15 protein-coding genes are annotated in these 12,814 nt (G+C 64.2%); 10 read left to right on the forward strand and 5 right to left on the reverse strand.

Going from position 1 to position 12,814, the window contains the following annotated elements:
* Positions 1-9: 9 nt before the first annotated feature.
* The 4 genes from IPP28_08670 to ftsY are packed head-to-tail and all read right to left on the reverse strand — an operon-like array spanning position 10 to position 3,682.
* Positions 10-1,128: a hypothetical protein gene (locus IPP28_08670; GenBank protein ID MBL0041100.1), complete on the reverse strand. Its 1,119-nt coding sequence runs from the start codon at positions 1,126-1,128 to the stop codon at positions 10-12.
* Entirely contained in the window at positions 1,125-1,619 is a 495-nt protein-coding gene (locus tag IPP28_08675) for a dihydrofolate reductase (GenBank protein ID MBL0041101.1), read from the reverse strand. Before IPP28_08675 ends, IPP28_08670 begins: the two co-directional genes overlap by 4 nt.
* A 9-nt stretch (positions 1,620-1,628) precedes the next feature.
* Positions 1,629-2,675: an A/G-specific adenine glycosylase gene (gene mutY, locus IPP28_08680; protein MBL0041102.1), complete on the reverse strand. Its 1,047-nt coding sequence runs from the start codon at positions 2,673-2,675 to the stop codon at positions 1,629-1,631.
* Complete coding sequence (gene ftsY, locus IPP28_08685) at positions 2,672-3,682, reverse strand: signal recognition particle-docking protein FtsY (protein MBL0041103.1); 1,011 nt, start codon at positions 3,680-3,682, stop codon at positions 2,672-2,674. Before ftsY ends, mutY begins: the two co-directional genes overlap by 4 nt.
* 117 nt (positions 3,683-3,799) lie before the next feature.
* Here ftsY and IPP28_08690 point away from each other — a divergent pair, with 117 nt between their 5' ends.
* The 9 genes from IPP28_08690 (at position 3,800) to IPP28_08730 (ending at position 10,617) form a co-directional block, all read left to right on the forward strand.
* Entirely contained in the window at positions 3,800-4,165 is a 366-nt protein-coding gene (locus IPP28_08690; GenBank protein MBL0041104.1) for a hypothetical protein, read from the forward strand.
* Positions 4,162-4,728: a 16S rRNA (guanine(966)-N(2))-methyltransferase RsmD gene (gene rsmD, locus IPP28_08695; GenBank protein ID MBL0041105.1), complete on the forward strand. Its 567-nt coding sequence runs from the start codon at positions 4,162-4,164 to the stop codon at positions 4,726-4,728. Before IPP28_08690 ends, rsmD begins: the two co-directional genes overlap by 4 nt.
* A gap of 31 nt (positions 4,729-4,759) precedes the next feature.
* A complete protein-coding gene (gene coaD, locus IPP28_08700; protein ID MBL0041106.1) occupies positions 4,760-5,260 on the forward strand; it encodes a pantetheine-phosphate adenylyltransferase in 501 nt (166 codons plus the stop codon).
* Positions 5,261-5,285: 25 nt separating this feature from the next.
* Positions 5,286-5,783 carry a hypothetical protein gene (locus IPP28_08705; GenBank protein MBL0041107.1) on the forward strand — a complete coding sequence of 166 codons (498 nt, stop codon included), beginning with the start codon at positions 5,286-5,288 and terminating at the stop codon, positions 5,781-5,783.
* Between the two features lie 77 nt (positions 5,784-5,860).
* Positions 5,861-6,124, forward strand: coding sequence for a YfhL family 4Fe-4S dicluster ferredoxin (locus IPP28_08710; protein MBL0041108.1), 264 nt, complete (start codon positions 5,861-5,863; stop codon positions 6,122-6,124).
* Positions 6,121-7,803 (forward strand): gamma-glutamyltransferase, encoded by a 1,683-nt coding sequence (gene ggt / locus IPP28_08715; protein ID MBL0041109.1) that lies wholly within the window; start codon positions 6,121-6,123, stop codon positions 7,801-7,803. Before IPP28_08710 ends, ggt begins: the two co-directional genes overlap by 4 nt.
* A gap of 15 nt (positions 7,804-7,818) precedes the next feature.
* Positions 7,819-8,688 (forward strand): MBL fold metallo-hydrolase, encoded by an 870-nt coding sequence (locus IPP28_08720; protein ID MBL0041110.1) that lies wholly within the window; start codon positions 7,819-7,821, stop codon positions 8,686-8,688.
* Positions 8,689-8,718: 30 nt separating this feature from the next.
* Positions 8,719-9,198 (forward strand): DUF4920 domain-containing protein, encoded by a 480-nt coding sequence (locus tag IPP28_08725; GenBank protein MBL0041111.1) that lies wholly within the window; start codon positions 8,719-8,721, stop codon positions 9,196-9,198.
* A 3-nt stretch (positions 9,199-9,201) separates the two neighbouring features.
* The gene (locus IPP28_08730) at positions 9,202-10,617 is read left to right on the forward strand and encodes a DUF839 domain-containing protein (protein MBL0041112.1); all 1,416 of its coding nucleotides are present in this window, start codon (positions 9,202-9,204) and stop codon (positions 10,615-10,617) included.
* 30 nt (positions 10,618-10,647) lie between these two features.
* Here IPP28_08730 and IPP28_08735 read toward each other — a convergent pair whose 3' ends face one another.
* Positions 10,648-11,190 carry an NUDIX hydrolase gene (locus tag IPP28_08735; protein MBL0041113.1) on the reverse strand — a complete coding sequence of 181 codons (543 nt, stop codon included), beginning with the start codon at positions 11,188-11,190 and terminating at the stop codon, positions 10,648-10,650.
* 132 nt (positions 11,191-11,322) lie between these two features.
* On the opposite strand from IPP28_08735, the gene IPP28_08740 reads away from it, so the two are divergent.
* Complete coding sequence (locus IPP28_08740; protein MBL0041114.1) at positions 11,323-12,813, forward strand: hypothetical protein; 1,491 nt, start codon at positions 11,323-11,325, stop codon at positions 12,811-12,813.
* Position 12,814: the final 1 nt, after the last annotated feature.

Below are 12,814 nucleotides of genomic sequence, written 5' to 3' on the forward strand. Positions count from 1 at the left end.
CGCCTACTGTCAAGTTTGCGATTCGGAAGGCTGCGGCCAATCGGTGGTGATCCACGCGTTTGGACCTTGGAGTTCCTGATCGACGAAGTCGGGATGAAGCAGTTGTACCTCCCATACCAGATCGATACCGTGGTTTTCGCCAGCCATCAGCGGTGGCATCAGGTCGGTGAAGATGGGGTCGAAATCGACATCGCCATCGAGATGGTCGGAGAGCGGCGCTCCCGCCGGGATGAGGGGCAGGAACTGCTCAAACAGCACCACTGCCTGAACGGGCTCCTGAAATTTGCGCGTCTTGGTTTCCTTGCCCGAGCGTTCGGTGTACTGGCCGTTCTCGCGATTTGCCGCGACGACGCGCAATGTGCTGCGTTCTAACGGTACCCGTGCCTCGCCTTCGACCAGCATACGCGCGGCAATGCGCTCGCCGCGGCGCGGGGTGCTGACCGCTGCGGTGAGGCTGATCCGCATATAGCGACGCAGCCTTGCGCGCAGGACGAGCCATAGCCCGGCACCGAGAACGCCGCTGCCGGCGAGCGATTTCATCGCCGGAGACTCACTACCGTCGCTGCCGTGCTGGTCGTACCAAATCGCGCTCGACTCGGGCACTACTTGGTCATGCATGCCAATTGCGGCATTGCCGCCACCGAGCACACCAGCGATGCCGAGCAACACCTTGGCGATGAACCGATCTTTGGGCGACAGTGCGCGCAGGTTTGCCGCAAGCGAGTACTGGTCAGGTGGTTCGACCCACTTCGCTGCTTGCGCGGCATCGCCTTGTGGCGTGAGTAGCGGGGCGTCCACTGGTGCTTCCAGCGTTGTGTCGAAGATCACGCCATCGTCGACACGAAGCTTCGCCACCATTTCGATGTCGATCTTGTGGCCTTTGTAGCGATAGCCTTGAATCAGCGTGCTTGCGATCGGTACGCGCAACTGCGTTGCCGTGACCTTCACCGCCTGTTCGAACACCTGCTTGTTGGCGTCGACGCCGCTGCTGCGCTTCACATCGACGCGTAAGCGCAGCGACAGGACTGCATCATGGCCGACCAGATTCGCGGCGATGCCAGAGAGTTCGCAGACTGGATGTTCGCCGGTCAACCCGTAGTCGATGCGTGCGCTAAAAGTCGAACTCATGGCGGGTTGCTCCGAGCGTAGTCAACGAAACTGTATCCGTAAGCGTGGCGAGTGTCTGCCGTGTGGACTTGGCGCGAAGTCTCGCGCCAGTCGCTGGCGTCAAATGCCGGAAACCATGCGTCGGCATCCGCAAGTGCGACGTCGACGTGAGTCAGGTGCAAGGTGTCGGCGTGTTGCAAGGCAAGTGCATAGATTTCGCCGCCGCCAATCACAAACAGGCGTCGATCGGCGTGCGCGATGGCATCTTCCAGTGTCGCCACCGCCAACATGCCCGGAACCGGGGAGTGGCCACTGCGCGTCAACACCAGATTGTTGCGTCCGGGCAGGGCGCGTCCGATCGATTGCGCGGTTTTTCGGCCCATCAAAATGGTGTGACCAGTGGTCAACGCCTTAAAGCGTTTTAGGTCGTCCGGTAGCGACCACGGCAATTGGTTGTGCAGGCCAATCGCGCGGTTGCGATCAATTGCGGCAATCAGCGAAAGTGCGTTCATCAGTGCAGCTTACGCACTGCGCAGCGCGCGATCGAGTACGCGTCGAATCGCGGTGGGTAACGCCAGATTGACGAAGCGTTCTGGACGGTGCCATTCGTGGTTCGCATCGGCGACAGCGACGGCGCTGTCGAGCCGCGCGGTCAGCGGCTCGATGTCGAGTTTGCCGTGGGTAAAGACGTGACGATAGACCGCGCCACGACAGGGTGCTGTGGTGCTTTTCCAGCGTGTTGCCAATTCCCGTTCGGCGGCCTCTCCCGTATCGAACTCCGGCAGACCGAGCAACCCGCCCCAGATTCCGCTCGGCGGACGCCGCTCGAACAATACTTGTCCGTCTCGGTCGACCAGCACCAGCATCACGATGCGGCGTGTCGGGGTGACTTTGCGCGCCTTCGGTGTTGGCAGCAGTGCGACGCAATCGGTGGCGAGTGCGACGCAATCTTTGCGCAGCGGACAGGTGACGCAGTTCGGGCGCTTTGGCGTGCACACGGTCGCGCCGAGATCCATCAGCGCCTGCGTGTAGTCGCTGATGCGAGCATCCGGAAGTCGCGATTCCGCGATCGCCCAGAGTTGCCGTTCGACCGTCGATTGACCGGGAAATCCGCTGACGCCGCGGTGTCGTGCCAGTACCCGTTTCACATTACCGTCGAGGATGGCGGCACGCATGTGATGTGCTTGCGCCAAGATGGCTGCGGCGGTGCTGCGGCCGATGCCGGGCAGGGCGACAAGTTCATCCAAGGTGTTGGGTAATTCACCAGAATGATGCTCAGTGCAGCGTTGTGCTGCACGATGCAGGTTGCGGCCACGACTGTAATACCCCAATCCCGACCAGTGGGAGAGCACCTCGTCGACCGTGGCCGCAGCCAACGTGGCGAGATCCGGGAAGCGCGTGACGAATCGTTCGAAGTACGGAATGACCGTCGTAACTTGGGTTTGTTGCAGCATCACTTCGCTGAGCCAGACTCGGTACGGCGAGCGCGCTTGCTGCCAAGGCAGATCATGGCGGCCATGGGCATCGAACCAGCGCAATAGCCGTGCTGCGAAATCCGTGTCGGTCATGCGTGATTGCCAGGCTCCGGCAACAAACCATCGACGAACTCTTCGGCATCGAATACGCGCAGGTCGAGAATTCCTTCGCCGACGCCGATGAAGCGAATCGGTACGCCGATTTCTCGTGCGAGCGCGAACACCACGCCACCCTTGGCAGTACCGTCGAGCTTGGTTACCACCAGTCCGGTCAAGCCAACGGCCTGATGAAACTGGCGCGCTTGGTTCAGCGCATTCTGGCCAGTATTGCCGTCGATGACCAACAGCGTCTCATGCGGCGCGCTGGGGTCGAGTTTGCCCATCACGCGCTTGACCTTGGCGAGTTCGTCCATCAGTCCGGCTTGTGTGTGCAATCGGCCGGCGGTGTCCGCGATCAGCACGTCGGCGTTACGAGATTTTGCTGCCGCGATGGCGTCGAATATCACCGACGCGGAATCGGCACCGTCGCGCTGTGCGATCACCGGCACGTGGTTGCGGTCGCCCCAGGTCTTCAGTTGTTCGACCGCCGCCGCGCGAAAGGTATCGCCGGCCGCGAGCATGACGTCCAGGCCTTCGCGCTTCATCCACTTCGCGAGCTTGCCGATGGTCGTGGTCTTGCCCGCGCCATTGACGCCAACGACGAGCAGTACATGGGGCTTCACGTCGTCGCGGATCTCCAGCGCTTGCTCGATCGGGCGCAGCATCGCGACCATCTGCCGGCGCAGGTGCGCGAACAGCGCCGGCACGTCGGCGAACTCGCGCGCCTGCATGCGTCGGCGCAGGTCGTCGAGCAGTTCCACGGTCGCTTTCACGCCGACATCGGCACTCAGCAGGCTGGTTTCAAGCTGGTCGAGCAGATCGTCGTCGAGGCGTGGATGCGAGGACAGCAACGCGCTGACCTGGCGCCCCAGCAGGCTGCTGCGCAATCGATCCCGCCACGTCGGAGACGCGCCGTCCGGTTCGGGGGTGGCAACGGCCGGGCGGGTCGGTTCGGTCGCCGCCGGCACGGTTTCCGGCTTGCGCTTGAAGATTCGGAACATCGGGAGTCCTTGAATTGCCAAAAATGCTAGCAGGGAGTCATGCGGCTTGATTCGGGCGGCGCGTCCGGTTCCAATCGGGCTTGGTCCATGAGGTTTCAACCAAGAAGGGGGAGTGCCATGCGCAAGTCGATGTTGTTGTGGGGTGCCGTCATCGCGATGGCGATTGGTCCGGTGGTCGTGCGCGCCGGTGCCTATGATTCGGTGGTGAAGGTCGTCAACAAATCTCTGTGGGACATCCATGAACTCTATCTGTCCTCGACTTCGCAGGAAGACTGGGGCCCGGATCAGTTGGGCGACGAGGTCGTCGCCAGTGGCGACAGTTTCCAGCTGCACGGCATTCCCTGCGACGACTACGACGTCAAGCTGGTCGACGAGGACGGGGACTCTTGCGTGGTCGGCGGCGTCACGCTGTGTGCCGACTCCGACGCATGGGTGATCACCGACGAAGACCTGCTGGCCTGCCAGGTCGTCACCGAAGAATGAGTCGTGGCGACGGCCGCATCCGCATCATCGCGGGGCGGCTGCGCGGATCGCGGATCGATGTCCCGGATCGGCCTGGACTCAGGCCGACTCCGGATCGCGTGCGAGAGACTTTGTTCAACTGGCTGGCACCCTATGTCGAGGGTGCCCGCGTACTCGATTTGTTCGCAGGGACCGGCGTGCTCGGCATCGAGGCGCTGTCGCGCGGCGCGGGCGAGGTCGAATTCGTCGAATCCGAACGAGGCTTGGCCGAAGCCTTGCGAGCGACGCTGGCGCGGCTGAAGCAATCGGCGAGCGTGCATGGCATGGCGGCCGCGCAATTCCTGACGGCTGCGCGCGCGCCCTACGCGGTGGTGTTTCTCGACCCGCCATTCGACGCGAACCTGTGGTCGGCCACCGCCGAGCGTCTGGAAACAGGCGGGTTTCTCGCCGAGGCTGCGATGATCCACGTCGAGTCCCCGCGCGGCCTGTCGCCGCCGCTACCGACAAACTGGCGACTGCATCGCGAGTTGTTGGCGGGCGAGGTTCGTGCCGCGCTCTATCGACGGGTCGCACCGGTCGGGTAAGCTGCGCGCGCCGCCACTGCCGAGCATCGACTTGCCCCAGTATTCGCCACGTACCGCGGTCTATCCCGGCACTTTCGACCCGATGACGAATGGGCACACCGACCTCGTGCACCGGGCGGCGCCGCTGTTCGAGAAGCTGTATGTCGCGATCGCCGAAAGCCCCGGCAAGGGACCGGTCTTTCCGCTGTCGCAACGCATCGAGCTGGCGCGCGTGGCGATCGGGCCGGTGGCCAATGTCGAAATCGTCGGATTCGACTCTTTGCTCGCCGAGTTCGTGGGCGTAATCGGTGCCGGAGTGATCCTGCGTGGCCTGCGTGCGGTATCGGATTTCGAGTACGAGTTTCAGTTGGCGAGCATGAATCGCCATCTGATTCCGCGTGTCGAAACCCTGTTCCTGACGCCGGCCGAACAGTACAGCTTCATTTCGTCGTCCCTGGTGCGCGAAATCGCGCGTCTGGATGGCGATATTTCCGGCTTTGTCCATCCCGCGGTCCAGCAGGCATTGAAGACCCGCTGGCGCACCGCACTGTAATCCTTAGTCCATTCCGGGGTATGCCATGAAGAACCTGTTCCGTGTCGCCGTACTGCTGAGCCTGCCGCTGTTCGCGATCAGTGCCTGCAAGAAGGAAGAAGCCGCCAAGCCCGCCGTCGTCGCAGCCGCGGTCACGATGCCGACCGATCCGAACGACACCGCGGCCTGGAAGAATTATCTCGTCGGCGTCGCCAAGCAGAACATGGAGGGCATCCGCCAGCGCCCCTACTTCTATTACGTGCCGGCCGGCGACACCCCGGAAGTGCTGGAACAGGTCGATCGCCAGATGTCCGATGTCACCGATGTGGTCGGCCGCGGCATCCTGCCGGGCAACATGATCGCCTTCGGTTCGCCGAACTCGGCGCGCATGGCCGACGTGATCATCGAAGCCTTCAAGGTGGCGCGACCGGCCTCGTTGAAGGAGGTGCGCGTGCTCTTCATCGGCGCCGCTGAAGACGAGCAGCGCGTGCGCGACGCGGTGGCGCCCAGCGCCGCCGACTACGTGTTCGTCGAGGCGAAATAACGCTTTGTCGGGGCGGCACTCGTGGCCGCCCCTGATGCAGTCGGATCGATCACGGTGGGCCGTGAGACAATGGCCGAATGTCCCTGCTGATCAACGATCTCTGCGTCAATTGCGATGTCTGCGAACCGGTCTGCCCGAACAAGGCGATCAGCGCCGGCAAGCATGTCTACGAAATCGATCCGACCCTGTGCACCGAATGCGTCGGCCACTTCGACGTCCCGCAATGCGTGGCGGTCTGCCCGGTTGAATGCATCGATCCTGACCCACAGGTCCCAGAGACGCACGAGCAGTTGCTCGCCAAATACGCATTGCTGATGCGCCAGCAGGAGATCAAGACATGAAGATTCATCGCTATCTGGGCGGGCTGGCGCTCGGGCTCGCGTTCACTGCCCTCGCGATTGCGGAAACACCGAAGGCTCCGGGCAAGGCGGCGATCGCCAGCGCGCACCATCTCGCCACCGACGCCGGGTTCGAAGTGCTGGCCGCGGGGGGCAATGCCTTCGACGCCGCGATCGCCGTGACCGCGGCCCTGGCCGTGGTCGAATCCTCGTCCAGCGGCATTGGCGGGGGAGGATTCTGGCTGCTGCATCGCGCCAGCGATGGCAAGGAGATCATGATCGATGGGCGCGAGAGCGCGCCGCTCGCCGTCGATGCGAAAGCCTATCTCGACGCCGCGGGCCAACTCGATCGCGACAAGAGCGTGAACGGCGCGCTCGCTGGCGGCATTCCCGGCGAACCCGCCGCGCTGGTGCATCTCGCGCAGCATTACGGGCGATTGCCGCTGAAGAAGTCGTTGGCACCGGCGATCCGGCTGGCCCGCGACGGTTTTCCGCTGGAAGACCGCTTGCGCGGCATGCTGGCGATGCGTCAGGAGGTGATGCTGCGTTACCCGGCGTCACGCGCCGTGTTCTTCCCGAAGGGCGAGCTGCTGCCGCTCGGCACCCTCATCAAGCAGCCGGATTTGGCCAGTACCCTGGAAGCGATCGCCGATCGTGGCTTCGACGGGTTCTACAAGGGCAAGCTGGCACGAAAGCTTGTGGACGGCGTGCGTGCGCAGGGCGGCAACTGGACGTTGGCCGATCTTGCGAACTACAAGGCGATCGAACGCGAACCCCTGCGCTTCGACTACCGGGGCGTGCGTATCGTTACCGCAGCGCCACCATCGTCCGGCGGCGTTCTGCTCGCAACCATTCTGAACATCGTCGAAGGGTATGACTACGCGAAGCTCGGTCGCGTCGATCGCATCCACGTGCTGACCGAAGCAATGCGCCGCGCCTATCGCGACCGCAGCTTCATCCTCGGTGACCCGGACTTCGTGCAGATGCCGATCCGCCTGCTGACCAGCAAGGATTACGCGGCCGGCCTGCGTGGCTCGATCCGCATGGATCGGGCCACGCCGTCGTCGTCGCTGCCGGAAGGTCGGGTCGTCGAAGGCGGCACCGACACCACGCATTTCTCCGTGATCGATGCCGACGGCAACATGGCGGCGGTCACCGCGAGCGTGAACCTGCCGATGGGCTCGGGGTTCATCATTCCGGGCACCGGCGTGCTGTTGAACAACGAGATGGACGATTTCGCGCTGGCCGCGAACCAGGCCAATGCCTATGGCCTGATCGGCACCGATGCGAACGCGCCGAAGCCGGGCAAGCGCATGCTCTCGACGATGTCGCCGACCTTTGCGTTCGGGCCGGACCGCATCGCGGTGATCGGCACGCCGGGCGGTTCACGCATCGCGACCATGGTGCTGATCGGGTTGATCGAATTCGTCGAAGGCAGGTCGGCCGCGGAAGTCGTCGCGACCCCGCGCTTCCATCATCAATACCTGCCGGACGCGATCTCGGCCGAAGCCGGCGCGATCGCGAAGGACGATGCGACGGCGTTGCGTGCGCGCGGTCACGTGATCAGCGATGGCGAAAGGCCCTGGGGCAACATGAATCTGGTGGTCTGGGATCTGAAGTCGAATACGCTGAGTGGCGCCAGCGACCCGCGTGGTGTGGTCGGCAAAGCCGATGTGCGTTGAGGTGATGCCATGACGATCCAGCTCTGGTCAGTGCTCGGCAACAGCCAGAAACTCGATGGTGGCGCGATGTTCGGCAATGCGCCGAAAGCGGTGTGGGCGAAGTGGATCGCGCCGGACGAGCAGAACCGCATCCCGCTCGCCTGTCGGGCCTTGTATGCCCGCGGCGTGAATGGCAAGCGCGTGTTGTTCGAAACCGGCATCGGCGCCTTCTTCGAGCCGAAGCTGCGCGAACGTTACGGCGTGGTCGAGGAACGCCATGTGCTGCTCGATTCGCTGGCGGCGATCGGCGTATCGCACGAAGACATCGACGCGGTGGTGATCTCGCACCTGCATTTCGATCACGCCGGCGGCCTGCTCGCGCCGTGGGCCGAAGGACAGGCGCCGCAGCTGCTGTTTCCGAATGCGCGCTACATCGTTGGCGCCGAAGCCTGGGCCCGCGCGAAGTCGCCGCATCCGCGCGATCGCGCCTCGTTCATTCCCGAACTCTGCGATCTGCTCGAAGCGTCGAGTCGACTGGAGATCGTGCACGGCGACCGTTGCGATACGCTTGGCGACGACGTGCGATTCAGCTACTCGAACGGGCACACGCCGGGGCTGATGCTGGCCGAGATCGGCGGTGCCGGAGGCGTCGTGTTCTGCGCCGACCTGATTCCCGGCCGGCCCTGGGTCCATTTGCCGATCACCATGGGCTACGACCGCTATCCGGAAATGTTGATCGACGAGAAGCGCGACTTCCTCGAAGACAAGCTGGCACGCGGCCTGCGGCTTTATTTCACGCACGATCCGGATTGCGCACTTGCCGAGGTCACGCGCGATGCGGCGGGCCGCTTCGGCACCACTGCGATGCAGAACGAATTGCTCGACTACGCCTTGACCACTTCCTGATGTCAGACCGACCCCTACCGGAGTACGACCATGATCAAGCTCGCCCATCTCGGTTTCGCCCTGCTTGCCTTGTTTGCCGTGGAGATGGCGGTGGCGGACGAGTCCAAGCCCGCGCCAGCAGCGACGCTCAATGCCGCGGGTGGCTGGGGTGAAGTGATCGCGGTCGATGCAAAGACCGCGGCACTGGGCACCTCGCTGGAGAAACTCAGCGCCGACAACGCCCGCATCGACGGCGTGTTCAGCGGTCGTGTCGGCAAGGTCTGCCAGAAGCAGGGGTGCTGGCTGCAGTTGGTCGACGGCGAGCAGATGGCGCGGGTGATGACGAACCACGCGTTCACCGTGCCGAAGGACTTGAGCGGCAATGCCGTGGTCAGCGGAACGCTGGAACGTATCGAGATCGGCGAGGATGAGGCGCGGCACATGGCCGAAGATGCCGGAAAGGCTTTTGATCCGACCGCATCGCGGGTCGAGTTCCGGATTTCGGCGCGCGGCGTCGCCACCGCGAAGTAAGTCATGAGCGGCGAACTGCGCGACGCCCGTCGCGATTTCCTGCGGCGCAGTGCCGGTCTCGGGTTGGGAGCCAGCCTGCCGTTCGCCAGCCTGTTCGGATTGGCCGGTTGCCGAACGCATGCGCCGCAGCGCGAATCGTCGGCGAGCGCCGTCGGCTATGGGCCCCTGCGTCCGGTCGCGGACGACACCACGGGACTCGAACTGCTGCGCTTGCCCGATGGCTTTCGCTATCGGAGCTTTGGCTGGAGCGGCGAATCGATGCGCGGCGGCGTCATTCCGTTTGCACACGACGGCATGGGTGTGGTCGGGCATTCCGGTTCGGTCTGCACCCTGATTCGCAACCACGAGGTCACCACGTCGACGGGTGCGATCGGCGCCGACGCGTTGCAGTACGAGGCGCCGGCAGCTGGCGGTTGCGTGGCTTTCGATTTCGATCTGGACACCGGCACGGCGCGCGACTTCCGCGCCGTGCTCGGCGGCACGCTGCAGAACTGCGCCGGTGGCACGACCCCCCGCGGAACCTGGTTGAGTTGCGAGGAAATGACCTTCGATCCGGCCACCGGATTCGACGACAAGGGCCGGCAACGGCCGGAGTTGCACAAGCCGCACGGATATGTGTTCGAAGTCTTCCCGGACGGCATTCGAGCGCCCGAGTTGATCCGCGGCATGGGGCTGTTCAAGCACGAAGCCGCGGCCACCGATCCGGCGACCGGCATCGTCTATCTGACCGAGGATGGCCGTGGTCCATCCGGGTTCTATCGCTATCTGCCGCTCGACCCGGAGCGCCTGTCGAAGGGCGGTGCCCTGCAGATGCTGGCGGTCAGAGGTCGCGCCGACCTGCGCAAAGGGGTGCCGGTCGGCGCGCGGTTCGACGTGCATTGGGTACCGATCGCCGAGTCCGAGCGCTTGAAGCCGGAACCCAACCTGCAGGGTGCGGCCGTTGCCGAGCAGGGGCTCGCGCTCGGTGCGAGTGGCTTTGCGCGTCTCGAAGGCTGCCACATCCATGGCGGCACGATCTTCTTCACGTCGACCAGCGGCGGCGATTTCGGGCACGGCCAGATCTGGGCGTACCGGCCGCGCGAACAAACCCTGAGTCTGTTGTTCGAGGCACGAACGACGGACGCGCTCGACTATCCGGACAACCTCTGCGTGACCCCTCGCGGCGCCTTGCTGATCAACGAGGACAACGACAGCGGTCATCCGCAACGCATGGTCGGCATGGACATGGAGGGACGGACCTTCGCCTTCGCCGAGAGCAATGTCGTTCTCGCGGGCGAACGCGGCTTCACCGGCGATTTCCGCTACGAGGAATGGTGCGGCGTGTGCTTTTCGCCGGACGGGCGCTGGCTGTTCGCGAACTGCTACACGCCCGGATTCACGGTGGCGATCACCGGACCGTGGGAGAACGGGCCGTTGTAGGAGCGGCCCATCGATCGCGATTCGATTCGCCTAACGCCAGGGCGATCCATCGGCATTGCGCTCGGCGAAATACAGGCCGGCCCAGAGCTTCGGATCCATCGGATGACCGGCTGCAGCCTTGGCGACCAGCCAGGCCGCGGCATCCTTGAGCGGCACATGGTGCACGACGATGTTTTCGGTCTCGTCGCCACCGCCGTCGCCCACGCGCGTCAGCCCGGTGGCGCGCACGAAATGGGCGATCTCGGTGCTCAGCCCGGATGAAACCGGTCCGCCGGCGACGTAGTCGATGCGTGCCGCTTCGTAGCCGGTTTCTTCGATCAGTTCGCGATGGGCACTGCTGATGGCATCTTCGTGCTCGCTGCCTTCGAGGTCGCCGATCAGTCCGGCCGGCATCTCGATCGTGATCGCGTTCAAGGGCGGGCGAAACTGTTCGACGAAGACCAGTTCGTCCTGATCGGTCAGCGCAACGACGATCACGGCTCCTTTCGGATTCGCGCGTTCGACGAATTCCCAGCCGCCGCGCCGACGCACATTCAGCCAGCGTCCGTTGAAAAGCAATTCGGTTTCCGTCATGGTGCGCGCCCCTCGATCCAGCCAGCATGCTAGCGGCCGGCTTTCCGCGCCCGCAATGCATGATTCGGCTCGGCGCGTGAAACTTCCGCGCCATCGGCTGGTCTGAGCCCCGTTCCATTTCCGAGGTTGCCCATGCGTGTTCTGCATTCCGTCCTGACTGTCGCGTTGGCGTCGCTGCTGTTCCAGCCGATGTCGGCACTGGCCGAATCGCCAGCGAACACCGCTCCGGCCGCGACCTCCGAAGCCGCTGCCAAAGTGGCCGTTCCGCCCCTGCTCGCGCGTCCGGCGGAGCGACCGAAAGTGGTGCCGCGAGTGCCGACCGAGACCGAGAACCAGATCGATACGGTCACCGATGCACTGACCCTGGTGCGCCTCGCCAAGCAGTTCGAATTGGCCAAGGACTGGCGCCACCAGGCCTATGCATTGGCCAAGCTGTTCGCGATGCGGCCGATGCAGGGCACCGTGGGCTACGAACTGGCCGCGGCCTATGCCCGCCAGGACGACAAGCGCAATGCCTACGACGTGCTGGTGCGCCTGCAGAGCACGGGCTACGGTTTCGATCCCAGCAAGGACGCGCGCTTCGACAAGATCAAGGGCACACGCGTCTGGGACTATGTCGTGCTGAACCTGCAGGCGAACCTGACGCCGTTCGGGGGCGGCCGTGACGGGTTCACCCTGCCGGCCGGTGACACCTTGTTCGAGTCGATCGGCTACGACCCGGTGCGCAAGCAGTTCGTGGTCGCATCGGTGCGCGAAGGCACGATCTATCTGGTCGACGACAAGGGGGCGACGAAGCCATTCATCGTCGCCGATGCCGCCAACGGCCTGCTTGCCAGTTATGGCCTCGCGGTCGATGCGCCGCGCGACCTGCTGTGGGTGATCGGCAACGGCGTGCCGCACAAGAAGGGAATCGTGCAGGCGGATTTCGGTCGCAGCGTGCTGTACAAGTTCTCGCTGTCGGGCGGCAAATTGGTTGCGAAGTACGAAGTGCCGATCGCACATCGGCCCAGCCTGCTGTCTTCGATCGCGGTCTCGCCGAAGGGTGACGTGGTCGTCGCCGACGGTGTCGCGCGCCGCATCTACCAGCTGTCCGGCGAACAGCTGCAGATGATCGTCGAGAACCCTCGTCTCACCAGCATCCGCGGCATGGTCTTCGACAAGACCAGTACCAAGTTGTACTTCGCCGATTACGACCTCGGCCTGTTCGGTATCGACCTGAATACCGGGAAGCCCTTCGCGGTCGCGCCGGAAGCGGGGCTGACCCTCTACAGCGTCGAGGGCCTGGCCTGGTGGAAGGACCAGTTGATCGCGGTGCAGAACGGCTTTCCGCCCGCCCGCGTGATGCGTCTGCAACTGGATGAGGCCGGGACGCGCGTCAAGCATGCACAGGCGCTTGATGCCGCCAAGCCGGAATTTGGGCTGCCGACCCAGGGCGTGGTGGTCGGCGACGCGTTCTGGTTCATCGCGAATTCGCAGCGCGGGCATTACGACAGCTATGGCATTCCGAAGGATGCAGCGCAGCTGAAGCCGGTCCACATCTACCGCAGCGACATCACCTTTGCGGTGGACAGCGGCAAGGGCAAGGTCTCGCCGGCCGCCGCGCCGATGCCGGCCAAGCAGTAGG

This window comes from Lysobacterales bacterium, assembly GCA_016721845.1.
GTDB lineage: Bacteria > Pseudomonadota > Gammaproteobacteria > Xanthomonadales > Ahniellaceae > JADKHK01.

Excerpts from the sequence above, each read along its gene's own strand:
- IPP28_08670 (MBL0041100.1), bottom strand. The coding sequence starts at position 1,128 with ATGAGTTCGACTTTTAGCGCACGCATCGACTACGGGTTGACCGGCGAA.
- IPP28_08675 (MBL0041101.1), bottom strand. The coding sequence starts at position 1,619 with ATGAACGCACTTTCGCTGATTGCCGCAATTGATCGCAACCGCGCGATT.
- mutY (MBL0041102.1), bottom strand. The coding sequence starts at position 2,675 with ATGACCGACACGGATTTCGCAGCACGGCTATTGCGCTGGTTCGATGCC.
- ftsY (MBL0041103.1), bottom strand. The coding sequence starts at position 3,682 with ATGTTCCGAATCTTCAAGCGCAAGCCGGAAACCGTGCCGGCGGCGACC.
- IPP28_08690 (MBL0041104.1), top strand. The coding sequence starts at position 3,800 with ATGCGCAAGTCGATGTTGTTGTGGGGTGCCGTCATCGCGATGGCGATT.
- rsmD (MBL0041105.1), top strand. The coding sequence starts at position 4,162 with ATGAGTCGTGGCGACGGCCGCATCCGCATCATCGCGGGGCGGCTGCGC.
- IPP28_08705 (MBL0041107.1), top strand. The coding sequence starts at position 5,286 with ATGAAGAACCTGTTCCGTGTCGCCGTACTGCTGAGCCTGCCGCTGTTC.
- IPP28_08710 (MBL0041108.1), top strand. The coding sequence starts at position 5,861 with ATGTCCCTGCTGATCAACGATCTCTGCGTCAATTGCGATGTCTGCGAA.
- ggt (MBL0041109.1), top strand. The coding sequence starts at position 6,121 with ATGAAGATTCATCGCTATCTGGGCGGGCTGGCGCTCGGGCTCGCGTTC.
- IPP28_08725 (MBL0041111.1), top strand. The coding sequence starts at position 8,719 with ATGATCAAGCTCGCCCATCTCGGTTTCGCCCTGCTTGCCTTGTTTGCC.
- IPP28_08730 (MBL0041112.1), top strand. The coding sequence starts at position 9,202 with ATGAGCGGCGAACTGCGCGACGCCCGTCGCGATTTCCTGCGGCGCAGT.
- IPP28_08735 (MBL0041113.1), bottom strand. The coding sequence starts at position 11,190 with ATGACGGAAACCGAATTGCTTTTCAACGGACGCTGGCTGAATGTGCGT.
- IPP28_08740 (MBL0041114.1), top strand. The coding sequence starts at position 11,323 with ATGCGTGTTCTGCATTCCGTCCTGACTGTCGCGTTGGCGTCGCTGCTG.